Origin of the sequence: Billgrantia zhangzhouensis, from assembly GCF_021404465.1 — a bacterium.
In the GTDB taxonomy this organism is placed as follows: Bacteria; Pseudomonadota; Gammaproteobacteria; order Pseudomonadales; family Halomonadaceae; genus Halomonas; species Halomonas zhangzhouensis.
The window spans coordinates 37,689-61,434 of the sequence record NZ_JABFTT010000003.1; the positions used below are offsets into that span (position 1 = coordinate 37,689).

Here is a 23,746-nt window from a genome sequence, read left to right on the forward strand (position 1 = left end):
CATGAGGCACCAACCGCTGTCGGCCGAACCGACACGACAGCTCGAGGACGACAAGGTCATCGTGACGCGCTGGGATTTCGCTCCTGGCGCGGAAACCGGTTGGCATCGCCATCCCCATGACTACATCGTGATACCGCTGGTGGATGGGGTGATGCGGCTGCAGACCGCCGAGGGTTGTCACGATAGCGAGGTCAAGGCCGGCGCTACCTACCGTCGCCAGGCCGGCGTCGAGCACAACGTCATTAATGCGGGTGAGGGGCATTTTGCCTTCGTCGAGATCGAACTCAAGGCGAGCCGGGAGGAGAAATAACATGGCGATGTTAAATCAGCCACTGGGTGGCAACGAGATGCCCCGATTCGGCGGGCCCGCGACCATGATGCGCTTGCCGGCCCATGACAGTGCAAAGGGTCTCGATGTGGCCTTCATCGGGGTGCCGATGGACATCGCCACGTCCAATCGCCCCGGTACTCGGCTGGGGCCGCGTCAGATTCGCGACGAATCTCGCATGCTTCGGCCCTACAACATGGCAACCCGCGCCGCACCGTTCGACAGCCTTCAGGTGGGTGACATCGGCGACGTGCCGATCAATACCTTCCACCTGCCCAAGACAGTCGAGATCATCGAGCGGTTCTACGACGACTTGCTCCAGTACGCCTGCATTCCGCTGACCCTGGGTGGGGATCATCTCATCACTCTGCCAATCCTTCGCGCGATGGCAAAAAAGCACGGGCCGGTGGGATTGATCCATATCGATGCCCATGCCGACGTGAACGAGCATATGTTCGGCGAGCCGCTGGCGCACGGTACGCCATTCCGGCGTGCCCAGGAGGAAGGCCTGCTGGCCCACGGTAAGGTGGTGCAGATCGGTCTGCGCGGCACCGGTTATGCGGCCGAAGATTTCGACTGGTGTCGTCAGCAGGGCTTTCGTGTCGTCACAGCCGAGGAGTGCTGGTATCGCTCGCTGGCGCCGCTGATGAAGGAGGTGCGTGAACAGATGGGTGATACTCCCGTCTATATCACCTTCGACATCGACGGCCTCGATCCGTCCGTGGCACCAGGCACGGGCACCGTGGAGATGGGCGGGCTGACCTCCACCCAAGGCCTCGAGATCGTGCGCGGTGCGGCGGGGCTGAATATCGTCGGGGGTGACCTGGTCGAAGTCTCGCCGCCCTATGATCCCAGCGGCAATACCGCGCTGATGGGGGCCACACTGCTATACGAGATGCTCTGCGTACTGCCTGGCGTCCTGCGTCGTGATTGAAGTGCGCACGCAGGACATGACCGCCGAGCTTGGTGTCACCGTGGTAGCCGGTTTTCTGGGGGCGGGCAAGACGACCTTGGTGAATCACCTGTTGCAGCATGCCGACGGTCGTCGGCTCGGGGTCATGGTCAACGACTTTGGTGAGCTCAATATCGACGAGGCGCTGATCGACGAGCGTCGCGACGACCTGATCACTCTGAGCAATGGCTGTGTGTGCTGTAGCCTGCAGGGTGAACTCTCCGCATCCATCGAATTGATGATCAAGCGATGCGGAGGGCAGCTCGACCACCTGCTGATCGAGTGCAGTGGGGTGTCGGATCCGGAGCGGGTGGTCAATGTCCTGTACTACCCGCGCCTTCGGGCCAGGGCCCGGCTGGAGACCGTCATCACCCTGGTCGATGCAGCACTCGATCATGCCGACCTGAGCCCGGCCCTGCGGCACTTGGTGGCCTCCCAGGTCGACAATGCCGACTTGGTGGTAATCAATAAGGTCGACCTGGTGGACGAGCAGGACATCGCCCGGCTCGAGCAGGCCGTCCTACTACCTGGCTCCCGTCACGTGAGAACCACCCAGGCAGAGCTGCCGACGGATTTCGTCTTCTGGCCCACATCGAGCGAGGCGCCGACGTTTCGTCGCGTGCGGTCTGCACCTTCTCCGGCGACGAGCATTCAAGCCCTGGGGCTTGAGACGCTCAGTTGGAAGCGCGAGGGTACCGTCGACATGAATGAGCTAAGTACTCTGCTGCATGGTATGCCCAGACAGATCCTGCGCTTCAAGGGAGTCGTCCAGCTTGACGACGGGCGCGTGCTGGCGCTGCAGCGTGCGGCGGGTAGGTTGACCAGCCGAGAGCTTGAAAACTGGTTGAAAGGCGAGAGCCAACTGGTCTTTATCGGCGAGGACTCGCCATCTCTTTGGGAATGGCTGACCCAGCGCCTGGATAGGTTGTAATACTCTAGTGAATCGGGTCTTTCCATCTGCGTGGTACGGTTTTCTTGAGCATCGCTGCTACCGTGCAAGCTCATGGCTCCTGCTCGGTCAGCATCCGCAACATGGCTTCGCTTGAGATCGCTTGACCGGGCTCTTCTCCCCACAGCATGCCGATGGGTACGGCGTAGCAGCCCGGCACCTTCAGCCTCAGGCAGTGGTGACCGGTATAGATCAGCATACCGCCCTGGAAGTGCTTGCCGGCTTGATCGGCGAGTCGGGCGAGGCCAGCGGCGTCCTTGGCCTGTACGCTGGCAGCCCGCTTGACCTCAACTCCCCAGAGTTCCTGGCCGCGTTCGATGACCAGGTCGACTTCAACCTGGTCCTTGTCCCGGTAGTGGGAGAAATGCAGTTCGGGGTCGACCCAGGTGGCTTGGGCCATCAGCTGCGCCACCACATGGCTCTCCAGTAGGGCACCGAAACGCTCAGCCTGGGTCAGCCACTGGCTTGGCGCTAGTCGAGTCAGGGCGGCTGCCAGCCCAGTGTCGACAAGGTGCAGCTTGGGGCTCTTGATCAACCGCTTGGCATGGTTCCGGTGCCAGGCGGGTAGTTGCTGTATAAGGAACAACCGCTCCAGGATGCTCAGGTATTTGGTCACCGTGCCGCGCTCCATTCCCAATTCCTTGCCAAGCGTACTCACGTTGAGCAGGTTGGCGGTCCGATAGGCCAGCAGTTCCACCAGGCGCAGCATCCCATCCTCGTCCTGTATGGAGGCAATGTCCCTTACGTCACGCTGGATGATGGCGTTGAGATACTGGCGGTACCACTGCCGTGCTCGGTGAGGGGGGCGGCGGTTCGGCTCAGGGTAGCCGCCCTGACAGATGATCTCTGCCGCGGGGGGGAGCGGTATGGCGTCGGCGGCCATCTTGGGAGAGAGGTTCCCTTCTATGAGTTTGGCCAACAGGGAGAATTGACTGATACGTTTTTCCTGCTCGGCCATAGGGTGCAGGTAGATCACCTCCATGCGACCGGCCAGGGAGTCTTGCGCCTTGGGTAGCAGCAGCAGGTTGGCGGAGCCGGTGAGAAGGAAACGGCCCGGTGAGCGGTCCCGATCCACCATGGATTTGATAGCCAGCAGCAGCTCTGGGGCCCGCTGGACCTCGTCCAGGGTAACGCGCTCCGGCAGGCTTTCGATGAAACCGAGCGGATCCTGCTGGGCCGCCTCCAGCAGGGTAGGGTCGTCCAGAGTGAAGTAGGCTCGCTCTGGCTCGATGCGTTTGGCAAGGGTTGTCTTGCCGACTTGCCGTGGGCCCAGCAGGCAGACTACCGGGGTATCGGCGAGCGATTCCACGACACGGTCACGAATCAGCCGAGGTAGGTAAGACGTGGCCATGTCCAATCTCCAGCATCGTCCAGTTGCTGGTTATTGTAGCGTCCAATTGCGGGCTGTGTCAGCGTCCAATTGCGGGTTAATCTTTCATCCAATTGCGGTTAATCCTTCGTCCAATTGCAGGTTGTGGCGCGTCCAAGTTGCTTCGCACCCTCTCGAAGTCGCCGCCCCGATGCAATCAGCTGTCGCCATCTTGATACTCAAGTGCTTGAAATTCTCAAAGAGTGTGGATCGTTATCCGGTCCATGAACCGTCTCCCTCCCGCGGCTGTATAAGGGATACAGCGCATCGGCAACCAGTGGCCGCATGACATGCGACTTTGATGCTGCGCTGCGCGGTTTCGATGACTTGCGCTCCGGCCAAGGCGTCGAGTGGATATCGAAGCCGGGGCGGTTGCTTGGTTGCCAAAAAATCAAACTGGATGATTGGTCGTAATTGATCCTGTTGGGAGGGAAATGCCATGCGAATGCTATCTATCGGATTGTTGACCGGTGTATTGGCCCTGGGACTTGCTGGCTGTGGTGCCACCACCGGCGAGCGAGCGCTGAGTGGCGCCGGCCTGGGGGCAGCCGCAGGCGCCGGCACCGCCTACATGACAGGCGGCAGCGTGACCAGGGGGGCGGTGATCGGTGGAGGCCTGGGCGCTGCCGCCGGCGCGGCCACCACCCGTGATGACATCGACCTGGGACGCCGGCGTCGCTGATTGACGAGCGCGCGCGCTTCCCCGGAGCCGAAAGCCTCATTTCCATGATCGCCGCAGCGTCAGTTGCCTTGCTTCTGCTAACGCCACTCCAGGTCCACCGCGATCGGATCATGGTCCGAGGAGCGGAAGGAGTCGGGGCGGAAGTAGGGCGCTGCGTTGTCCGGCCCGTCGTAGCCGAGGAATACGGGCTCGTCGGCATTGATGTGCCACGGCCGCACCTCTACCACTGCCGCGGCCAGTTCGGGGCTTGCCAGGGCATGGTCCAGATAGCCCGACTCGCCGCGGAACACATAGCTGTAGCGTTGCTCCGGCGGCAGCTCGCGGGCCATCAGGTCGACGAGCCCTTCGCGGGTCAGGGCGAGGATCGGGTCCTCGGCGCCGTAGGCGTTGAGGTCGCCGGTCAGCAGCAGGCGTTCGTGCCCCTCGGCGGCAGCCAGGCGGTCGAGGAAGGCGTTCATGGCCTCGGATTGTTCCACCCTGCGCTGGTTCCAGCAGCCCTGGCCGCGGTCGATATCGCCGCTGGGCGGGCAGCCGGTCTTGGATTTGTAGTGGGCGGTAACGACGCCGAAGGCCGGGCCGCCGTTCAGGCTACGGAAGAAGGCCGCCAGCGGTGGTCGATGATGAGCAGGGTCGTTGTCGGCATAGAGCTCGCTCACGGCCTCTACCCGGTCCGGCCGGTAGAGCAGGGCGAGCTTGATGGCATCGCTGCCGCGGTCGGCATCTCCACCCACCGCACGATAGCGGATGCCGGTCCGCTCGCTGAGCTGCTCGACCAGATCGGCCAAGGCACGCGGATCGTTCTCCACTTCCACCAGGGCCAGGATGTCGGCCTGCAGGCCCTCGACCGCAGCGGCGAGTTTGGCCCGCTGACGCTTCAGCTCGTCGGCGTTGGCGGCGCCGCGCTGGCCCAGGCTGATGAAGTAGTTCTCCACGTTGAAGGTCGCTACCCGTAGCCGTTCTCCCGGCGCCGGCAGCGGTTCCGGGCGCGGGTTGGCGTCCTCGAAGCGCGGCTCTAGGGTTGGGTGAAGACGGTAGGCGTCGAAGGCGTGGGTCAGTATCCCGGTCAGCCCCTCAACGGTGCTGCCGACACGGCGGGTGCCCTCCGCATCCAGGTAGGGAATGGGGCTCGGAAAGGTGCGGTAGCTGCCGTCGTCCAGCACGAGAATGTCCCGCTGCTGGGTCTCGCCGGGCGCATTCGTGGGTCGGAACAGGCGGGTGGCGGCCAGTTTCAGGGAGCCGTAGCGGGCCAGCTCGTAGTTTCCGCTGACGGTCAGCGTCTGCGGAAACGTCAGAAGCAGCCCCTTCTTGCGTGACAGCTGCTCCTCGCTGAGCGGCCAGTCGACCGCAAGCGGCTCGGGCAGTCGATCGCGGGCACAGGTCTCGATCTGCTCGACCCGCTGTAGTTGGATCTGGCCGCGGTACTCGCCGGTGCGGGCGTGGAGTTGCAGGTGTATGCCTGGAGCGATGAGCGCCCCATCGCTCGGCGTGGCGCCAGGCATGTAGACGAACAGGCCGACGGGGCCATGCTCCGTTGCCTGCTGCAAGTAGAAACCGTTCAGCCGTTCGCGGCCGAGAAATTCACCGGTCACCACGCCGTCGACGATCACCTCGCGGTCGGCGGGCAGGGCCGTGCGCTCACCAATACCCTTGATGGCGGCAAGGTTGGCGCTGGATGGCTCGGGGCAACCGGCCGCCGCCGGTAGGGCTACCAGCAGCAGGGCCAGCAACAGGCTGCCGGGGCCTGCACGGCGGGTCACGCAAGGGTGCCGGCGCTTGCCGGTAGTGCGCGGCGGGGCGGTGAGAGTCATGCGTTCTCCAGGGTAAAGGCTGGCACCGTCTTGGTTACCGGAGAAGAGTAACAGTACTCACCCGAGCAGCATCATCACCACCCCATAGGCCGCTACGCCCGCGGCCACCGGCCAGCCCAGGGTGCGCTTGTACCACCACACGGCCAGGGTCGCCAGAACGCCGATGGCAGTGGCCAGCCAGGAGATGGCGCCGGGCGTCACCGGCATCAGCGACACACCGAAGAGGGCGGCGATCATCAGCGGGCCGAGCAGGCTCAGCCATTGGGGCATGGCCTCGAGGCCGTCGTTGCCGCCTTGGCGCTCGAGACGGCGCTGCATCCATAACAGTGGCAGCAGGCGTATCAACAGGGTACCCAGCGCCGAGGCCAGGACGGCGATCCAGAGGGAGCTACTCATGCCGCTCTCCTTGCGCGTGTTCTGTTTTTTCGCTGTGGCCGAACTTGACGAGCTGGAAGCACAGCGCGCCACAGATGGCGGCGAGGGGAATTGCCACGTTGGTCAGGCCGAGGGACGTCAGCAGCAGAGCGCTGAGGATGGTCAGGCCCAGGGCCAGGCTCCAGCGCCGCGAGGTGAAGCGCGGCGCTACCAGTACCAGGAAGAGCGCGGGTAGGGCAAAGGGCAGGATCTCACCCATCAGGGCCCAGCGGGCGACGAGTTCACCGCCGGCCAGGGCGCCCAGCGCCGTGCCGCCGATCCAACTGAGCCAGGCCAGCAGGGCGGCACCCGTGTACCAGCCGAGGCGCTGGGCGGCGGGCAGCTGTGGCAGGCGGGCGTGGGCCAGGGCGAAGATCTGGTCGGTGAGGCCGTGCATCAGCCAGGGCCACAGGCGGCTAGGGGGTAGCCAGGGGGCCAGGTTGGGGGCGTAGACCACATGACGCAGGTTGATCAGCAGCGTCATGGCCACCACCAGCCATAGCGGTGCTCCGGCGGCCACCATGCCGACGAACAGGAATTGCGAGGCACCGGCATAGATCAACGTCGAGATCGCCAAGGCTTCCCAGGCGCTGAAGCCGGCTTGGGTCGCGATCAGCCCGAAGGAGATGGCCACCGGCACATAGCCGCCGAGCAGCGGGATGGCCTCGCTCATGCCGGTCAGCCAGGGGCGGGTGGGCGAGGAGGCGACTTGCAGGCTCATGACGTGGGTTCCTCGTGATAGACGATGCTGAGCAGCAGCGTGGCCCAGGTGTCTCCGGTGCGGTAAAGGTGTGGGCGGTCTGCGGCGAAGGTGAGGGATTCACCCGCCGAGAGAGTGTGGGTGTCGCCTTCCGGACCGGCCTCCAGCGTACCGCTGATCAAGGTGAGCGTTTCACGGGCGCCGGGGGTGTGGGGTTCGGCAAGGCGCAGGGTATGCGGCGCGCAGCGCATCCAGTAGGCGTCGACCTGAGGGTGATCCTTGCCCTGGTCGAGCAGGCGCACCTCCACGCCATCCTCGCCCAGGGGTACGGCGATAGGTGCCACCAGAGTGCCGAAGGGCACCTTCAGCTGCACCGCCAGGCGCCAGATGGTATCCAGGGTGGGGTTGCCGTTGCCCTGCTCGAGGCGACACAGGTTCGACTTGGCGATGCCGGCGGCAGCGGCCAATTGCGACAGCGACCAGCCTTGCGCCTGGCGCAGGTCCTGCAAGTGTCGGCCCAGGGTGCCGAGCGAGAGCTTGTCCAAGATAGGTGGCCTCGATCTGTTCCTTTTAATGAACGTTCTATAAAAGGAACGGATGTCTGTCAACCCTCACGCTCGGCTCTTGTCGCCTGGCTCAGGTGTCGTGCAGCGCCGTCAAACGAACTCCGAATCGTCGGTTCTCACGGTCACGCCACCCTCTTCGCCGGGTACCATGATCATGAACTCGCCATTGCCGAGGTAGGTAACGTCGTGGCCGTCGCGGGTGCGGAAGGCAGGGGAGCCCATAGCAACACGGTGTCGGCTTGGCGAGCGACTCGAGTGCTTTAGCTGGCTGGCCCAGCGAACCGGCCCCATCACCCAGGCATTGGTGGCCGTGGGCTACGGCGGGCGCTAGCCTGACACATACGGGCAATCAACCGAACCAGGCAAACGGAAGGTGACATGGGCGAGACCTACCGCGAAGGGCCGATCATCCGCTCCCTGCTGGATACCGACTGGTACAAGCTGACCATGATGCAGGGTGTCCATCACCAGTATCCGAACGCCAGTGTCACCTGGGAGTTTCGCTGTCGCGACGCCGAGCCGCTGGAGCGCTACATTCCCGAAATTCGTGAACAGATCGACCGCCTGGCCACGCTACAGCTGTCTCGCGAAGAGTCAGCGTATCTGGCGGGTTTCCCCTACATGTCGCCCGACTTCATCCGCTTCCTGGAGCTGTTTCGCTTCCGGACGGAGTATGTCCAGGTCGGCATGCAGGGCAGCGAGCTGTGCATCGTCATCGACGGGCCCTGGTCGCACAGCATCCTGTTCGAGATCGTGATACTCGCCATCATCAGCGAAGTGCGCAATCGCACTCTCTATCCGAATGTGGAAATCGACCAGGCCGTGGCGCAACTGCGCCGCAAGCTCGAGGCGCTGCGCGAGGCCTATACGCCCGACCAGCTTGCCGGCTTCAACCTGGCCGACTTCGGCACGCGGCGGCGGCTCTCCCAGCCGGTCCAGGAGGCGATCGTCGAAGTCATGGAGGCGGAGTTCCCGGGCAACTTCGTCGGCACCAGCAACGTCGACATCGCGCGGCGTTACGGCATCAGCCCGATGGGTACCATGGCTCATGAATGGATCATGGCGCACCAGCAACTGGGCAGCCGTCTGGTGGACAGCCAGCGTGCCGCGCTGGAAGCCTGGGTGCAGGAATATCGCGGCTACCTGGGCATCGCGCTGACCGATACGGTCACTCTCGATGCCTTCCTGCGCGATTTCGATCTCTACTTCGCCAAGCTCTTCGATGGGTTGCGGCACGACAGCGGCGATCCGCTGTGGTTTGCCGAAAAGTGCATCCGCCACTACGAATCGCTGGGCATCGACCCGATGACCAAGACGCTGATCTTCAGCGATAGCCTGACCTTCGACAAGGCCATGCGAATCAACACGGCGCTGGAAGGGAGGATCAGGACCAGTTTCGGTATCGGGACTAACCTGACCTGCGACGTGCCGGGGGTGAAGCCGATGAACATCGTAATCAAGATGGTCTCGTGCAACGGCCAGCCGGTAGCCAAGATCTCCGACTCGCCGGGCAAGACCATGTCGCGCGACGAGAGTTACGTGAGCTATCTCAAGCACGTCTTTGGCGTGGACCGGGCCTATGAGGCTCGATGAGTCCCGCCCCGTTCCCGTGAGCAGGCATATGGCCGCCTTCTTCGGCCTGTTCGGCCACTCTCGTGGGCTTGGGCCTGGGTGAGAGCGTGCGGCAGGCCGTGAGCCGGCCTGCCGCAGTCAGGCAGGCGCTCAGCTCGCCTGCTTGTTGACGTCCTGCTTGGCTAGCTTGCTCAGCTTGTCGTCGGTGGACTTCTCCTCCTTGAGTGTCTCGGCGAGTATCTCCTTGGCCTTGGTATGGCCCAGTTGCTCGGCCAGTTCGCATAGGGTGCCGTAGGCGGCGATCTCGAAGTGCTCCACTTTCTGAGCCGCAGCGATCAGGCCGGCATCGCGCACCGGTCCCTTCTCGGTGGAGTCGATCAGCTCTTCGCCTTCCTGAATCAGGCTCTCCATGGCATGGCACTTGAGCCGTTTTACACGTACGTCGGGGATGGAGTCGGCGGCTTGCTCGATACGCTCCAGTTGGCCTTGCGTCTCCTCCAGATGATGCTGGAAAGCCTCTACCAGCTTTTCGTTGTCGGCGGCGCGGGCCATCTTTGGCAGCGCGCGGGTAATCTGCTTCTCGGCGCTGTTGGTTTCGGATAGCAGGCGTACGAATAGATCTTGAGCATTCTTAATGACCATGGTGAGGGTCCTCCTCTCGTGTGGGTTCCAGATCCATCTTGATGACTCACGGCCTCTCTAACGTAGCAGGCGCTCGCGCGTAATTTCTTTGCTGCACGGCGACGATATGTGTGGGAATGAAAAGGGATGCTTGTCGCAGAGAAGTCGGCTGCTCCCTGCATGCTTCACCAGCGAGGGTTCGCATGGGGTCTACAAGGCTTCTATAACTGTCATCAGACGGATGTCTTGCTGACGAAAGGAGTCGTTATGGAATCGATATGGACACTGGGCAGTCGGGGGGTGGCGGAACACCCTTCGCTCAGCGGTGAGGCCGATGCCGATGTCGCCATTGTCGGGGCCGGTATCACCGGGCTGACTGCTGCGTTGCCGCTGGCCGAGGCTGGCCTCAAGGTCATGGTGCTCGAGGCGGGAGCAGTGGGAGGCGGCGTTACGGGTGGCTCCACCGGCAATCTCTACGCTACCCTGGCCTCGGGGCAGGCGCCGTTGCGTCACAAGTGGGGCGACGAAGTGGCCGCCGAGGTGGTACGGGCCAGGGCCGAGGCGGTCGATCATGTCGAAGCGCTGGTGAAGCGTTTCTCCATCGACTGTCAATTCCAGCGCCAGCCGGCCTATCGCCTGGTGACTGACGAGCGCCAGCATGCCGGGCACGAACTGAACGAAGAGCTCGATGCGCTGGTCAGCGCCGGGCTCGATGTCGAAATGGCGAACGCTCCCGGGCTTCCCTTCGACAACTGGGGCTTGCGTATCGCCAACCAGGCTCAGTTCAACCCGCTGCATTATGTCCAGGGGCTGGCCAGTGCGCTGCTCGGCGAAAGTGTGGTGATTCTCCAGCACAGCCCGGTGCGCGAGATCGAGGCAGGCAAGGGGCGGCTCAGGACCGACGCGGGCAGCGTCACCGCGAAGCATATCGTGCAGGCGACCCACACGCCGAAGGGAATCAGTCTGGTCCAGGCGGGAATGCCGGTCTCGCGAGAGTACGCGGTCAGCGCGCGACTGAGGAGCGGTGAGTATCCCGAGGGCATTTTCTGGGCGCTCGACCCCTTCCACTCACTGCGTAGCTACCGCCATGGCGACGACCAGTATCTGATGGTCATCGGCGAGAAGCACCCGACCGGTGAGCATCGCGGCGACCACTATCAACTACTGCGCGAATACCTGACCGCACGCTTCGACGTGGAGGCCTTCACCCACCACTGGTCGGCCCAGCAGTACACCTCGCCGGATGGCCTGCCCTACATCGGGCGCATGCACGGCCACGACAATCTCTACATGGCCACCGGCTTCGCTGCCGATGGCCTGGTATGGGGCACGTTGGCCGGCATGCTCATTGCCGATCAGATTCTCGAACGGGCCAATCCATGGCAGGCACGCTTCGGTGCGCGGCGCATCACGCCGGGCAAGTCGGCGCTGCAGTATGCCAAGGAGAATGCCACCGTCACCAAGCACATGGTGAAGGATTACCTGGGAACCGAGAAGCTCGACAGCTTCGATGCCATTGCGCCAGGGCAGGGCCGGGTCGCCACCGTGGCTGGTGAGAAGCTCGCCATCCATCGCACTGAGGCCGGCGAACTCAAGGTGCTCTCCGCGGTGTGTCCGCACATGAAGTGCATCGTGCACTGGAATGCCAGCGAATCGACCTGGGATTGTCCCTGTCATGGCAGCCGCTTCGACACCAACGGTGAAGTGATCGAAGGCCCGGCCTACCACCCCTTGGCAAGGTCGGAGGTTTCGTCCAGCCAAGGCTGAAACGTGGCGCGGGCTCATACCGGCTTGGGGCGCGTTTGGCTCGGCAGTAGCGCTTCCCGCCGCTCGCATGGCGTGCGCAGCCGTGGGGGAGAGTGGGAGCCGGTGGGGGCTGGGATGAGGTCATGGGCATCCGTGCTCTGGTGAGTCTCTCGTCAAGCTAGACCGTCATCGGCACGACGACAAACCGACTGCGATTTGGCATCGCGAGCGGGTGGAAAGCCCACCTCGAAGCCCCGGGCATCGAGATGGCGGATGTTGCTGGGGCATCCCTCGTTGTCGAAGTCGACGAGCCCCATGCCGCAACCGTTCCATAGTCGTTCACCGGCCTTGGCAAGGTCGGGGTCGCGAGGATGGATGGCCAGCCGGCGGCGCTTGGTGAACCAGTTGAGCGGTGAACGTGGCGCGTAGAGCCAGCGATTGAGCCGGTCGAACCAGTCGAGCAGGGTGATGGGGAAGGTATTCTTGATCCCACTGGAGGTGATCTGCCACAGCCTCGGGCCTGACTGGCGATGGCGCAATTCGATGTCGTAGGCGAAGGAGTAATGCACGTCGCCGGAGAGAATCACGTAGTTGCCTGGCGTGCGCGAGTGGCGAAAGATGTTGAGCATGACGCTGGCAGCGCCGCGATGGGCCATCCAGTTCTCGGCATCCACCAGCAGCGGTTTGCCGGCCAGGGCAAAGAGCCGTTGCACCGCTTCGATGAGCTTGACGCCAAACATGGGGGCGGGGGAAACGATGATCGCGGAGGGCGCGTCGAGCATGCCCTCCTGAAGTTCGATCAATGCCTCCCAGTCCATCAGGCCCGAGGGGCGGGTGGGGTGGCGCTCGCTGCGCCAGCGCCGCGTGCGGGTATCCAGCACCAGCAGAGGAGGCGCGCCGGGTATGCGATATTCCCAGCCCTGAAAGCGCAGCAGTCGTTGCAGCAGGGCATCCTGCTCCTCGGCCGGGAGCCATCCTGCGTTCTGCCGGGCTTGCTCCATCAGCGTCGCGCTGTGTGCGGTGAGTTCGGCCAGACGATCCGGATCGTTGCCCCAGCCCTGACAGAGCAGGTAGGCCAGCAGGGCATTCCCGATGATGCGCCGCGAAAATGGGTTCCCATAGGCGATCTGCTCCCAGTCGGCGGTCAGGTTCCAGTCGTCGGTCACGTCGTGATCGTCGAAGATCATCAGCGTAGGCAGGTGGGCCAGTAGGCGGGCGCAGGCGGGCAGTCCCTCCACGAAGCGCCCGATGATCGCTCGTTCGGTCTGGAAGCGCTGCTGCCACTCGTCGTCCAGCGGAGGCGGGGCGGTCTCGATCAGGCGCCACGGCACCGGTGACCACGCCAGCAGGTACATGGCGATGACCTCGGCGAAGGTGATCAGGTGGTTATGGGCGTTGGCCGTGGTGAAGATCGGCTTGCGCACGCCGCCGAAGAAGCGGTCGCGCAGGGCGCTGTTGCTCTCGGTATCCGGCAGCAGCGCCTCGCGTCGGTAATAGGTGGCCGCGTCGCGATAGAGTGCCTGGCTGTCGGGCACGGTGGCGCCTGAGAGTGCCTCGTCGAACAGGCCCAGGCGTGCGATCAGGGCGTGGATGGCTACCAGCATGGGGCCAGCTACGTCGTCGGCATAGACCTGATCGCCGGTCAGCAGCAACCAGGCTGGCCACTCCTGTGGTTGCCGGTACCGCCCGGCGAGCCAGGTATCGGCGTGGGCCAGGCCGTCGGGGCCGTCGTGGTGTGGCTTGCGACAGGAGCCGTGCAACAGTCGATGGTGCCGCTCGGCCAGCACGAAGCTGGGATAGCTCGCCTCCTCGTGCAGCAGGTGTGGCGCCCACTCGGCGATGCCACGCTCTCCCGTGTCGTCGCGTACCTTCAGGTCGTAGGCGATGAGGATGCCGGTGGGCAACGGCGTGGCCAGGGCGACATCGATCAAGTGCAGCCACGCATGCTCTCCTACGGCGATGCGCTGCAAGCGCTCATCGCTCAGCGTCAGGCGTCGCGGCGGTTGCCCCTCGGGATGCAGCATGAGCGCCAGTTCGAGTGGACGCGAGGCCACCAGCCACATGACCAGGCGCTCGGGAGTCAGGCGTCGCAGCAGTGGGCCGGCCAGCACGTCCGGCAGGGGCGGAGCATCAACACTCATCGGGTTCTCCTGTAGGGGGCGAAGCTTTGCGCCATGGCTGGCGCGGAACACTCCAAGTGAGTAGGCTGAGCTGCGATTCGTTCAATTTCTGCTGATGGAGGCGGTGCCGTGCTCGTGATGATTGTGGGTCTCGTGACCTTTCTTGGCGTCCACTCCATACGTATCGTTGCCGACGACTGGCGCGGCGAGCAAATCCATAAGATGGGCGAGATGAGTTGGAAGGCGCTGTTCTCCGTGGTTTCCATCGTCGGCTTGGCGCTGGCCATCTGGGGTTATGGGCGCATGCGCCTCGACCCGACCTGGGTCTGGTTTCCGCCGACGGGGTTGCGTCACGCGGTGGCGCTGTTGATGATCCCCGCCTTCATCCTGCTGGTGGCGGCCTACGTTCCCAATAACCACATCAAGGCCAAGCTGGGCCATCCCATGGTGTTGGCAGTCAAGGTCTGGGCGTTCGCCCACCTGCTGGCCAATGGCCGGCTTGGCGACATCATCTTCTTCGGCGCCTTCCTGCTCTGGGCCGTGCTCGACTTCCGTGCCGCCCGGCGTCGTCAGCCCGCACCGCCTGTCGCCGCACGTCCTGCCGGCACCGCCATCACCCTGGTAGGCGGGCTGATTGCCTATTATCTGTTCGCCTTCCACCTGCATGTGTGGGTGACCGGCGTACCGGTGATGTAGTTTGGTGAATCGGCTTTTCCCGTACGCCCGTGGGAGAGGCGCTGGCGGGACATGCCAGGTATCCAGCAGGATCGGCTCGCGGTCGTAAACCGAAGCCGTGACGGTGACACAGCGTTGAAAGCACGAACGAATTTTTCCTGGAGGGCTGCTACTCTTCGTTACACAGGGATTGAACGGTCATTCAATGTTCATCCCATCGTCATGGAGTCGCGAGATAAGGGGCGGGGGCCAAGCCGCTGACCCCTGTCACCCTGTGTAAGACCCCTCATGGAGAACTCGTCATGTCGTTTACACGTCGCCGTTTCCTCAAAGGCACCCTGGCTGCCGGCGCCGCCGCCGCCGTGCCGTCGTTCTACATCAACAAGGTGCTGGCTCAGGAGCAGACCCTGCGCATATACGCCTGGGCGGGCTATTTCACCGACGAGATGCTGGCCGACTTCACCGAGAAGACGGGCATCCGCGCGACCTTTACCCCCTACGGTACCAACGACGAGCTGATGAACTCGCTACGGGCCACCGACGGCACCGGCTTCGACGTGATCATGCCCACCGTGGATCGTGTGCCGGGCTATCTGGACTACGACCTGGTGCAGCCGCTCGACGAATCGCGCATCAACTGGTCCGGCGCGCTCGACAGCGCCATTGAAGGCTCCGAGGTGGGCGGCGTGGTCGACGGCAGGCGCTACTTCGCCCCCAGCGACTGGGGCACCGAGGCGATTACTTGGCATCGCCGCGATGCCAACATCGACCGTGCCAACCTCAGCTACGCCGACCTGTGGAACCCGGAGCACGGCCAGGGAGTGACCGTGCGCGGCCATTCAGCGCTGGTGGGCATCGGCCTGTGGCTGGAGCGCGAGGGCCGGTTGCCTCATCCGCTGCTGGACTCCTACAAGAGCGAAGAGGCCATGCGCGCCAACTTCGATGTCATCCTCGAAGAGGCGGTCAAGCAAAAGCAGATGCTGGTGCAGTTCTGGGATACCGAGAACGAGGCACAAGCCGCATTCCGCACCAACGGTGCCATCATCGGCCAGACCTGGGACTCCACCGCCTTCCGCCTGCGGCAGGAGGGTGAGGACATCGCCTACGGTGCGCCGAAGGAAGGTGCCATGGCGTGGATGGAAGGCTTCGTGATTCCCAAGAACGCCCAGAATCCGGATGCCGTCTACGAACTGATCAACTGGTACTACACGCCGGAGGCGGGGGCCATGTTCGTCAAGGCGACCGGCTACAACTCCACCTCCAAGGGTGCCACTGAGCTGCTGCCCGACGAGACGCGCCAGTTCTTCACCGATTCCTATACCGAACAGGACCTCGCCAACCTGTGGTGGTGGCCGATCCAGGAGCCGTGGTACGTGGCGCTGCGCAATGAATACCAGGATCGCTACCTATCGGCATAAAGCGACGGATAAAGAAATTAAGAGGGAAGAGGGACACGCAGCGCCGCTCTTCCCGATTTGTTTTAGCCGCATAGCGGCGATCTTGCGTATGAGGTTTTGATGGACGGTAGCGTCAGACTGGATGAGGTGGTGATGCGCTTCGGCGACTTCACCGCCATCGAGAAGACCTCGCTGGCGATAGGTTCGGGCGAGTTCTTCAGTTTTCTCGGCCCCTCGGGCTGCGGCAAGACCACCTTGCTCAATATCGTCAGTGGCTTCATCACGCCCAGCGAAGGGCAGGTTTACATTGGCGACGAGCCCATGGCGGGCGTGCCGGTCAACCGTCGGCCCACGGCGATGATCTTCCAGAACCTGGCGCTGTTCCCGCTGATGACGGTATTCGAGAACATCGAGTTCGGTCTCGAAGTGCGTGGGGTCGACAAGCGCAAGCGACGCGAGGTTTCCGAGCGGTTGCTGGCGCTGGTGGCGCTGGAGGACAGCGGCCCCAAGATGGTGACCGAGCTCTCGGGGGGCCAGAAGCAGCGCGTGGCCATCGCCCGGGCGCTGGCGGTGGAGCCGCGGGTGTTGTTGCTCGACGAGCCGCTTTCGGCGCTGGACCTCAAGCTACGCCAGCACATGCGCACCGAACTCAAGGCGATTCAGCGCAAGACCGATATCACTTTCATCTATATTACTCACGACCAGGGCGAGGCATTGAACATGTCCGACCGGGTTGCGGTGATGTCGGCCGGCCGCATCCAGCAGGTCGCCGATCCCATGACGCTCTACCGCGAGCCGGCTACCGGTTTCGTCGCTTCCTTCGTCGGTGAGAACAACCGCCTCCAGACCCGCGTGATCGATCGTGAAGGGGAGCGGGTGCGTCTCGACGGTGGCGCGTTGGGCGAGCTGGCTGGTCGGGTAGGCAGCGAAGCACGGCTGGTCAATGGAGAGGCGGCAATGCTCTTCGTGCGTCCCGAGAACCTGCGCCCGGTGGCGGCGGATGCCGCGGGACCGCGTCTCGAGGCGGAGATCGAGGCGGTGCACTTCGAAGGGGCATGGGTCATGCTGGAAGCGCGCCTGATCGCCTCGGGCGAGAAGCTGCGGGTACAACTCGGCCATGAGGTGTCGCGTGGCCAGGCCGGTGCCGTTGCCGTGGGCCAGCGCATGCACTTCGGCTTCGAGCCCGCCGACGCCGTGGTGTTATCCGATGATGGCAGCCCGATGGTGGACGAGGAAACCGGTGAAGTCGTCGCCGACAGCCAGGCCCAGGCGGGAGGCATGCATGTTTAGGCAATTGCAGGCTCGCTTCGGTGGGCCGCTGGCGATGGCCATCGTCACCCTGCTGGGCATCTGGCTGATCGTGATGGTGACCCTGCCGCAGTTGCAGATGATCGAGTATTCGCTCAAGCCCAACCTGCTGCCGGCCCAAGTCGGCGGGCCCGACGACCGGCTGACCCTGGCCAACTACGCCACGTTGTTCAACAACGACATTCATCGCACCATCTTCTTCAAGACCATCTGGTCGAGCGTGCTGGTCACGCTGCTCACGCTTGCGGTGAGCTATCCGCTGGCCTGGTATCTGGCCAAGGTTGCCACTCCGAGACAGGCGGCGCTGTGCATCCTGCTGCTGATCATTCCGTTCTGGATCAACGAGATCCTGCGCACCTACTCATGGTTCATCATCCTGGCGTTTCGCGGCCCGCTCAACGAGGTGCTGATGATGCTGGGGCTGATCGACCGACCGATTCGTTTTCTCAGCGGTAACGGCGGGGTAATGGTCGGCATGGTTTATGCCTACATCCTGTTCATGGTATTCCCGGTCTACAACGCCATCGAGAGCCTCGACGACAACCAGGTACGCGCGGCTCGCGACCTGGGGGCGGGCACCGTGCGCACCCATCGGCGTATCGTCATTCCTCACGCCAAGCCGGGCATCGCCACTGGCTGCATCATGACCTTCATGCTCGCCGCGGGCAGCTACGCCGTGCCGGCGTTGCTCGGCTCGCCGGGTAGCCGCTGGTTCACCCAGATCATTTACAACTGGTTCTTCGAGGGCGGCAACTGGAACCAGGGCGCGGCCTACGCCTTCCTGCTGCTGGTGCTGTGCATCGGCTTCATGTCGCTGGTGATGAAGATCTTCAAGGTGGGACTGGGGGACATAGGCCGATGAGTTCGCAACGCTTCCTGGCCTTTGGCCTGCGCTTCTACGTGGTGATCTTCTTCGCCTACCTGTTCCTGCCGCTGATCATCATGGCGGCGGCCACCTTCAACGACAGCCGTTTTCCCACCGTGACGCCCTGGGACGGTACCACCCTGCGCTGGTTCGGTGAGCTCGCCGCCGACCGGGGCATGTGGCAGGCGCTCGGCAACAGCCTGATCGTGGCCACCGGGGTGCTTGTCGTAGCCGTGCCCATCGGCATTGCCACGGCGCTGTTCCTCAATACCGTGTCGAGCCGTGCCAAGCCGTTCCTCTATGCGCTGATCCTCTCGCCGCTGCTCACTCCGGGGGTGATCATCGGTATCTCCACGCTGATCTTCTGGCGCCAGTTCGGTGTCAGCGGTGGCATCTTCCTCACCGTGCTGGGCCAGGCCACCTTCATTGCCGCCTATGTGATGCTGATGGTCACCGCTCGCCTGCAGCGCTTCGACCGCACCATGGAGCGCGCAGCGCTGGACCTCGGTGCCAGCCAATGGCAGATGTTCCGACGCATCCTGCTGCCGTACCTCAAGCCGGCACTCTACTCGGCGGCGGTCATCGCCTTCCTGCAATCCTTCGAAAACTACAACACCACCCTGTTCGTGGTGGGCTACGACACCACGCTGACGGTCTACATCGCCTCCAAGGTGCGCACTGGCCTTACCCCAGCGGTCAACGCCCTGGGCCTGATCCTGATCCTGGTGACGGTGCTGTTCGCGGTCATCTACGAACTCAAGCGGCGGCGTGAGGCGGCAAGGACGGTGAAGGGGGTATGAGCGTTCAGTTCGTCCCCCACACTCCCTCCAGCACTTCCAGCGCCGCGGCAATGGCAGGCTCCTCGCTGCGTTCGCGCCGCCACACGAAGCACAGCGCACAGGGCAGGCGAACCTCATCGACCACCACCAGGCCGCGCTCCTGGCGCTCGGCCATGGCCAGCGCATCGCGGGCCAGGCTGAGTCCCACGCCGGCGCGTACCAGGTCGAGCATGCACGCTTCCTGATCCACCTGGGCCACGCCCTTGGGGGTGACGCCGAGCGGGTCGAGTACACCGTGCAGCAACCGGTGATGGGCAGATAGGGTCGGCGTGACGATCCACGGCAGGGTGGCCAGACTCGCCCAGCCGGCACCGGCTACACGGCTTCCCCAGCCAGGTGGCGCCACCACGTGGTAGTGAAAATGGGTCAGTTCGCGGTGAGCGATCTCCGGCGCTTCCGGCCCGGGGCCTTCACCGGGCGGCGCGAGGAAAAAGCCCACATCCAGCGCGTCACGGCGAACCCATTCCAGCACGCTGCCACTCATGCCGTGCTGCAGCTCGGTCTCGAGCTGCGGGGCGCGTTCCACCAGGCGGTGTAGAAAGGCGCCCAGGCGAATGAACTCGGGGTCGACGATGGTGCCGATGCGCAGCCTGCCACGGAGGGTGCTGTGCAGGGCAAGGGCGCTCTGTTCGAAGGTGGCCATGGCAGCCAGTGCCCGCTCCGCCGCGGGCAGCAGGGCATGACCGTCGGCAGTTAGCGCCAGGCCCTGGGGGCGGCGGCGAAACAGCGTCAGCCCCAGCGTCTCTTGCAGGTGCTTGAGCTTGAGGCTAACTGCCGGCTGGGTCAGGTGCAGGCGCTCGGCGGCGCGGGAAACGCTGCCTTCTCGGGCCACGGTGACGAAGGCGCGCAGAGTGGGAAGATCGTGCATGGCGGCTATCGCTAGGAATATAAGCAGAGCTTATAACTGCCTTTTGGATTTCTCAATTGATCCCTGCCCTCGGCGCGGTAGGCTACATAGTCACAATCATGCGCCAGGTCGACGCACGCGAAGGATGATGCGCCATGACACGCATGCAGCCAACGACAAGATGGTGGAACCATGACTCAGAACACGATCGCGCATTATATCAATGGGCAAATGATGGCCGGCGAGTCGAGCCGCCAACAGGACGTTTTCAACCCTGCCACCGGCCAGGTCTCGGGGCAGGTGGCGCTGGCCTCCCGCGCCGATGTCGCTACCGCCGTGGCCGCCGCCAAGACCGCCTTTCCGGCCTGGGCCGACACGCCGCCGATTCGTCGTGCGCGAGTGCTGTTCAAGTTCCTCGAACTGCTCAATGCCCACAAGGACGAACTGGCCCGTGCCATCACACTCGAGCATGGCAAGGTCTTCACTGACGCTCAGGGCGAGGTGGCCCGCGGCATCGACATCGTCGAGTTCGCCTGCGGCATTCCGCAACTGCTCAAGGGCGATTACACCGAGCAGGTGAGCGGCGGCATCGACAACTGGACCGTACGCCAGCCGCTCGGCGTAGTGGCCGGCATCACCCCGTTCAACTTCCCGGCCATGGTGCCGATGTGGATGTTCCCCGTGGCCATCGCTGCCGGCAATACTTTCATCCTCAAGCCGAGCCCCACCGATCCCAGCGCCTCGCTGCTGATCGCCGACCTGCTCAAGCAGTCCGGCCTGCCGGACGGTGTGTTCAACGTGGTGCAGGGCGATAAGGAGTCCGTCGAAGCGCTGATCGAGCACCCCGACGTGCAGGCGCTCTCCTTCGTCGGCTCCACGCCCATCGCCAACCTGATCTACGAGAACGGCGCGCGCCACGGCAAGCGCGTGCAGGCCCTGGGCGGTGCCAAAAACCATATGGTCGTCATGCCCGACGCCGACCTCGACAAGGCCGTCGATGCCCTGATCGGCGCCGCCTACGGCAGTGCCGGCGAACGCTGCATGGCGATCAGCGTGGCGGTGCTGATGGGCGACGTGGCCGACAAGATCGTCCCACGCCTGGCCGAGCGTGCCAGGGCGCTGAAGGTCAAGAACGGCCTCGAACTCGACGCCGAGATGGGCCCCATCGTCACCGCCCAGGCTCACCAGCGCATCACCGGCTATATCGAGAAGGGCGTAGCCGAGGGCGCCGAGTTGGTGGTCGACGGCCGCGAGTTCGACGCCACCACGACAGGCGACGGTTGCAGCGAAGGCTTCTGGATGGGTGGCTCGCTGTTCGACCACGTCACTCCAGAGATGACTATCTATAAGGAAGAGATCTTCGGCCCGGTGCTGGCCTGCGTGCGGGTGCCCGACATCGCCACTGCCATCCAACTGATCAACGACCATGAGTTTGGCAACGGCGTGAGCTGCTTCACCGAGAGCGGCAGCGTGGCGCGCGAGTTCGGCCGCCGTATCCAGGTCGGCATGGTCGGTATCAATGTGCCGATCCCGGTGCCCATGGCGTGGCACGGCTTCGGTGGCTGGAAGCGCTCGCTGTTCGGTGACACCCACGCTTATGGAGAGGAGGGCGTGCGCTTCTACACCAAGCAGAAGTCGATCATGCAGCGCTGGTCGGACTCCATAAACGCGGGCGCCGAGTTCGCCATGCCGACCCATAAGTGAGTGGGACGGGAGAGCCCCCATGGCAGAACAGGAATTCGACTACATCGTGGTGGGCGCCGGCACCGCCGGCTGCCTGCTGGCCAACCGCCTCAGCGCCGACCCGGCCAACCGGGTGCTGCTGATCGAGGCGGGCGGCCGTGACAACTACCACTGGGTACACATCCCGGTGGGCTACCTCTACTGCATCAACAACCCACGCACCGACTGGTGCTTCAAGACCGAGCCCGATAAGGGGCTCAACGGCCGCTCGCTGATCTACCCGCGCGGCAAGACCCTGGGCGGCTGCTCCAGCATCAACGGCATGCTCTACCTGCGCGGCCAGGCCCGCGACTACGACGGCTGGGCCGAGCTGGTGGGCGACGACGACTGGCGCTGGGAGAACTGCCTGCCGGATTTCATTAAGCACGAAGATCACTACCGCCTGGACGAGGGCGGCGATGCCGATACCGCCCACCGCGACTATCACGGCCACGGCGGTGAGTGGCGAATCGAGAAGCAACGCCTCAAATGGGAGGTGCTCGATGACTTCGCCGAAGCGGCGGTGCAGGCGGGCATACCGCGCACACGAGACTTCAACCGCGGCGACAACGAGGGTGTCGACTACTTCGAGGTCAATCAGCGCTCGGGCTGGCGCTGGAACGCGGCCAAGGCGTTCCTGCGTCCAGTTTGCGAGAAACGCAGCAATTTCACCTTGTGGCACTCCACCCAGGTACACCGCCTGCTGTTCGAAGAGGGCGCTAGTGGCAAACCCCGTGCCAGCGGGGTCGAGTTCGAGTGCAATGGCTCGATCGGTCGGGTAAACGCGAAACGAGAGGTGATCCTGGCCGCCGGCGCCATCGGCTCGCCGCAATTGCTGCAGCTCTCCGGCATCGGTCCGGCCGAACTCCTGGCCGAGCATGGCATCCCATTGGTGCGCGAGCTGCCCGGCGTGGGCGAGAACCTGCAGGACCACCTGCAGATTCGATCGGTCTACAAGGTCGCCGGCGCCAGGACGCTCAACACCCTGGCCGCCTCGTGGCTGGGCAAGGCGGCCATCGGCGTCGAATACCTGCTGCGCCGCACCGGACCCATGAGCATGGCGCCCTCGCAGTTGTGCATCTTTACCCGCAGCAGCGACGAGTACGAACACCCCAACATCGAGTACCACGTGCAGCCGCTGAGCCTGGAGGCGTTCGGCCAGCCGCTGCACGATTACCCGGCGATCACCGCCAGCGTGTGCAACCTCAACCCCACCAGCCGCGGCAGCGTCCGAATCAAGAGTCGTGACCCGCGCCAGGCCCCGGCCATCGCGCCCAACTACCTCAGCACCGAAGAGGATCGCAAGGTGGCAGCGGACTCGCTGCGGGTTACCCGGCGCATCGCCGAACAGCCTGCCTTCGCCAAGTACCGCCCCGAGGAGGTCAAGCCCGGTGTGCAGTACCAGAGCGACGAGGATCTCGCTCGTTTGGCGGGCGACATCGGCACTACCATCTTCCACCCGGTCGGAACGGCCAAGATGGGCCGCGACGACGATCCCATGGCGGTGGTGGACTCGCATCTGCGGGTGCGCGGCATCGAGGGGGTGCGGGTGGTGGACGCCAGCATCATGCCCACCATCACCAGCGGTAACACCAACTCGCCGACGCTGATGATCGCCGAGAAAGCGGCGGGCTGGATCCTCGAGGGGAGGTAAGAAGGGTGGTCGGTAAGAATTACGTCATCTATGCAAAATAGTATTTGACGTGGGTGCCTGAACAGAGCAAGATGCATGCAGTTGGTTAGCAAGTCGAACATCGCAAGTGGTCATCGAAACGCTCACGGCGTCGATTTCCCGGTGAAAAGTTTCTTGTTTTACCCACTGCAACTCGGGTATTTCCCGGAAATCCATGCTGTTAGAGGAATTCGATAATGGCTACCGGTACTGTCAAGTGGTTCAACGACACCAAGGGCTTCGGCTTCATTTCTCCGGACGACAATGGCGACGACCTGTTCGCTCACTTCTCCGAGATTCAAGCTGACGGCTTCAAGACTCTGCAGGACGGTCAGAAGGTCTCCTTCGACGTCACTCAGGGCAAGAAAGGCCTTCAGGCTTCCAACATCAAGGTCATCGGCTAATCGCCATCCGACTCTGATGTGATTGCGCAAGCAGTCCAGAAAAGGCTCGCCTCGGCGGGCCTTTTTCGTATCTTCGCGTTCGGCATATGGATTTTCTCCCGTCCTGCTTTTTATTCATTTTGGATATTTAGGAATTTCTAAAAATAACTTTTTAGAATAAGTGGCGGCAGTGCACAATAGCTTCACGTTC

At 63.6% G+C, this 23,746-nt stretch carries 23 protein-coding genes; 14 read left to right on the forward strand and 9 right to left on the reverse strand.

All coding sequences use genetic code 11. The features are described from left to right. Nucleotide 1 precedes the first annotated feature (1 nt). From HOP51_RS03930 to HOP51_RS03940, 3 genes are read left to right on the forward strand one after another with little or no spacing between them, the layout of a single operon-like run. Nucleotides 2-310, forward strand: coding sequence for a cupin domain-containing protein (locus HOP51_RS03930; protein ID WP_234272657.1), 309 nt, complete (start codon nucleotides 2-4; stop codon nucleotides 308-310). 1 nt (nucleotide 311) lies between these two features. Then, nucleotides 312-1,262 (forward strand): agmatinase, encoded by a 951-nt coding sequence (speB, locus tag HOP51_RS03935; protein ID WP_234272658.1) that lies wholly within the window; start codon nucleotides 312-314, stop codon nucleotides 1,260-1,262. Next, nucleotides 1,255-2,211, forward strand: coding sequence for a CobW family GTP-binding protein (locus tag HOP51_RS03940; protein ID WP_234272659.1), 957 nt, complete (start codon nucleotides 1,255-1,257; stop codon nucleotides 2,209-2,211). Before speB ends, HOP51_RS03940 begins: the two co-directional genes overlap by 8 nt. A gap of 70 nt (nucleotides 2,212-2,281) precedes the next feature. On the opposite strand, the gene HOP51_RS03945 is transcribed toward HOP51_RS03940, so the two are convergent. Continuing rightward, nucleotides 2,282-3,580 (reverse strand): ATP-binding protein, encoded by a 1,299-nt coding sequence (locus tag HOP51_RS03945; RefSeq protein ID WP_234272660.1) that lies wholly within the window; start codon nucleotides 3,578-3,580, stop codon nucleotides 2,282-2,284. Nucleotides 3,581-4,043: 463 nt separating this feature from the next. On the opposite strand from HOP51_RS03945, the gene HOP51_RS03950 reads away from it, so the two are divergent. Continuing rightward, nucleotides 4,044-4,280 carry a hypothetical protein gene (locus HOP51_RS03950; protein ID WP_407061779.1) on the forward strand — a complete coding sequence of 79 codons (237 nt, stop codon included), beginning with the start codon at nucleotides 4,044-4,046 and terminating at the stop codon, nucleotides 4,278-4,280. Between the two features lie 77 nt (nucleotides 4,281-4,357). On the opposite strand, the gene HOP51_RS03955 is transcribed toward HOP51_RS03950, so the two are convergent. The 5 genes from HOP51_RS03955 to HOP51_RS20865 all read right to left on the reverse strand — a co-directional run bounded on the left by HOP51_RS03955 (nucleotide 4,358) and on the right by HOP51_RS20865 (nucleotide 7,990). Next, complete coding sequence (locus HOP51_RS03955) at nucleotides 4,358-6,088, reverse strand: ExeM/NucH family extracellular endonuclease (protein ID WP_234272662.1); 1,731 nt, start codon at nucleotides 6,086-6,088, stop codon at nucleotides 4,358-4,360. 57 nt (nucleotides 6,089-6,145) lie between these two features. Further along, on the reverse strand, nucleotides 6,146-6,484 hold the full coding sequence (locus HOP51_RS03960; RefSeq protein WP_234272663.1) for an AzlD domain-containing protein: 339 nt from the start codon (nucleotides 6,482-6,484) through the stop codon (nucleotides 6,146-6,148). Further along, nucleotides 6,477-7,223, reverse strand: coding sequence for an AzlC family ABC transporter permease (locus HOP51_RS03965; RefSeq protein WP_234272664.1), 747 nt, complete (start codon nucleotides 7,221-7,223; stop codon nucleotides 6,477-6,479). The genes HOP51_RS03960 and HOP51_RS03965 overlap by 8 nt, the downstream gene beginning before the upstream one ends. Next, complete coding sequence (locus tag HOP51_RS03970) at nucleotides 7,220-7,747, reverse strand: helix-turn-helix domain-containing protein (RefSeq protein WP_234272665.1); 528 nt, start codon at nucleotides 7,745-7,747, stop codon at nucleotides 7,220-7,222. The genes HOP51_RS03965 and HOP51_RS03970 overlap by 4 nt, the downstream gene beginning before the upstream one ends. A 111-nt stretch (nucleotides 7,748-7,858) precedes the next feature. Further along, nucleotides 7,859-7,990 (reverse strand): hypothetical protein, encoded by a 132-nt coding sequence (locus HOP51_RS20865; protein ID WP_267957610.1) that lies wholly within the window; start codon nucleotides 7,988-7,990, stop codon nucleotides 7,859-7,861. A gap of 156 nt (nucleotides 7,991-8,146) precedes the next feature. On the opposite strand from HOP51_RS20865, the gene pncB reads away from it, so the two are divergent. Next, on the forward strand, nucleotides 8,147-9,361 hold the full coding sequence (pncB, locus tag HOP51_RS03975; RefSeq protein ID WP_234272666.1) for a nicotinate phosphoribosyltransferase: 1,215 nt from the start codon (nucleotides 8,147-8,149) through the stop codon (nucleotides 9,359-9,361). Nucleotides 9,362-9,490: 129 nt separating this feature from the next. On the opposite strand, the gene HOP51_RS03980 is transcribed toward pncB, so the two are convergent. Then, on the reverse strand, nucleotides 9,491-9,982 hold the full coding sequence (locus HOP51_RS03980) for a YciE/YciF ferroxidase family protein (RefSeq protein ID WP_234272667.1): 492 nt from the start codon (nucleotides 9,980-9,982) through the stop codon (nucleotides 9,491-9,493). Between the two features lie 246 nt (nucleotides 9,983-10,228). Here HOP51_RS03980 and HOP51_RS03985 point away from each other — a divergent pair, with 246 nt between their 5' ends. Continuing rightward, on the forward strand, nucleotides 10,229-11,728 hold the full coding sequence (locus tag HOP51_RS03985; protein WP_234272668.1) for an FAD-dependent oxidoreductase: 1,500 nt from the start codon (nucleotides 10,229-10,231) through the stop codon (nucleotides 11,726-11,728). 152 nt (nucleotides 11,729-11,880) lie between these two features. Here the strand turns inward: HOP51_RS03985 and HOP51_RS03990 are convergent, their stop codons facing one another. Next, on the reverse strand, nucleotides 11,881-13,848 hold the full coding sequence (locus HOP51_RS03990) for a metallophosphoesterase family protein (RefSeq protein ID WP_234272669.1): 1,968 nt from the start codon (nucleotides 13,846-13,848) through the stop codon (nucleotides 11,881-11,883). A 117-nt stretch (nucleotides 13,849-13,965) separates the two neighbouring features. Here HOP51_RS03990 and HOP51_RS03995 point away from each other — a divergent pair, with 117 nt between their 5' ends. The 5 genes from HOP51_RS03995 (at nucleotide 13,966) to HOP51_RS04015 (ending at nucleotide 18,872) form a co-directional block, all read left to right on the forward strand. Continuing rightward, nucleotides 13,966-14,523, forward strand: a complete 558-nt coding sequence (locus tag HOP51_RS03995; protein WP_234272938.1) for an NnrU family protein — start codon at nucleotides 13,966-13,968, stop codon at nucleotides 14,521-14,523. Between the two features lie 281 nt (nucleotides 14,524-14,804). Then, nucleotides 14,805-15,920 carry an extracellular solute-binding protein gene (locus tag HOP51_RS04000; RefSeq protein WP_234272670.1) on the forward strand — a complete coding sequence of 372 codons (1,116 nt, stop codon included), beginning with the start codon at nucleotides 14,805-14,807 and terminating at the stop codon, nucleotides 15,918-15,920. Between the two features lie 99 nt (nucleotides 15,921-16,019). Continuing rightward, nucleotides 16,020-17,189 carry an ABC transporter ATP-binding protein gene (locus tag HOP51_RS04005; RefSeq protein ID WP_234272671.1) on the forward strand — a complete coding sequence of 390 codons (1,170 nt, stop codon included), beginning with the start codon at nucleotides 16,020-16,022 and terminating at the stop codon, nucleotides 17,187-17,189. Continuing rightward, nucleotides 17,182-18,069: an ABC transporter permease gene (locus HOP51_RS04010; protein WP_234272672.1), complete on the forward strand. Its 888-nt coding sequence runs from the start codon at nucleotides 17,182-17,184 to the stop codon at nucleotides 18,067-18,069. Before HOP51_RS04005 ends, HOP51_RS04010 begins: the two co-directional genes overlap by 8 nt. After that, the gene (locus tag HOP51_RS04015; protein WP_234272673.1) at nucleotides 18,066-18,872 is read left to right on the forward strand and encodes an ABC transporter permease; all 807 of its coding nucleotides are present in this window, start codon (nucleotides 18,066-18,068) and stop codon (nucleotides 18,870-18,872) included. The genes HOP51_RS04010 and HOP51_RS04015 overlap by 4 nt, the downstream gene beginning before the upstream one ends. Before the next feature lie 4 nt (nucleotides 18,873-18,876). On the opposite strand, the gene HOP51_RS04020 is transcribed toward HOP51_RS04015, so the two are convergent. Continuing rightward, nucleotides 18,877-19,779 carry a LysR family transcriptional regulator gene (locus tag HOP51_RS04020; protein WP_234272674.1) on the reverse strand — a complete coding sequence of 301 codons (903 nt, stop codon included), beginning with the start codon at nucleotides 19,777-19,779 and terminating at the stop codon, nucleotides 18,877-18,879. Nucleotides 19,780-19,950: 171 nt separating this feature from the next. On the opposite strand from HOP51_RS04020, the gene HOP51_RS04025 reads away from it, so the two are divergent. From HOP51_RS04025 to HOP51_RS04035, 3 genes are all read left to right on the forward strand, one after another. Next, complete coding sequence (locus tag HOP51_RS04025; protein ID WP_234272675.1) at nucleotides 19,951-21,462, forward strand: CoA-acylating methylmalonate-semialdehyde dehydrogenase; 1,512 nt, start codon at nucleotides 19,951-19,953, stop codon at nucleotides 21,460-21,462. A 19-nt stretch (nucleotides 21,463-21,481) separates the two neighbouring features. Then, complete coding sequence (locus tag HOP51_RS04030) at nucleotides 21,482-23,134, forward strand: GMC family oxidoreductase (RefSeq protein WP_234272676.1); 1,653 nt, start codon at nucleotides 21,482-21,484, stop codon at nucleotides 23,132-23,134. A 215-nt stretch (nucleotides 23,135-23,349) separates the two neighbouring features. Continuing rightward, nucleotides 23,350-23,556 (forward strand): cold-shock protein, encoded by a 207-nt coding sequence (locus tag HOP51_RS04035; RefSeq protein WP_010629501.1) that lies wholly within the window; start codon nucleotides 23,350-23,352, stop codon nucleotides 23,554-23,556. Nucleotides 23,557-23,746 lie beyond the last annotated feature (190 nt).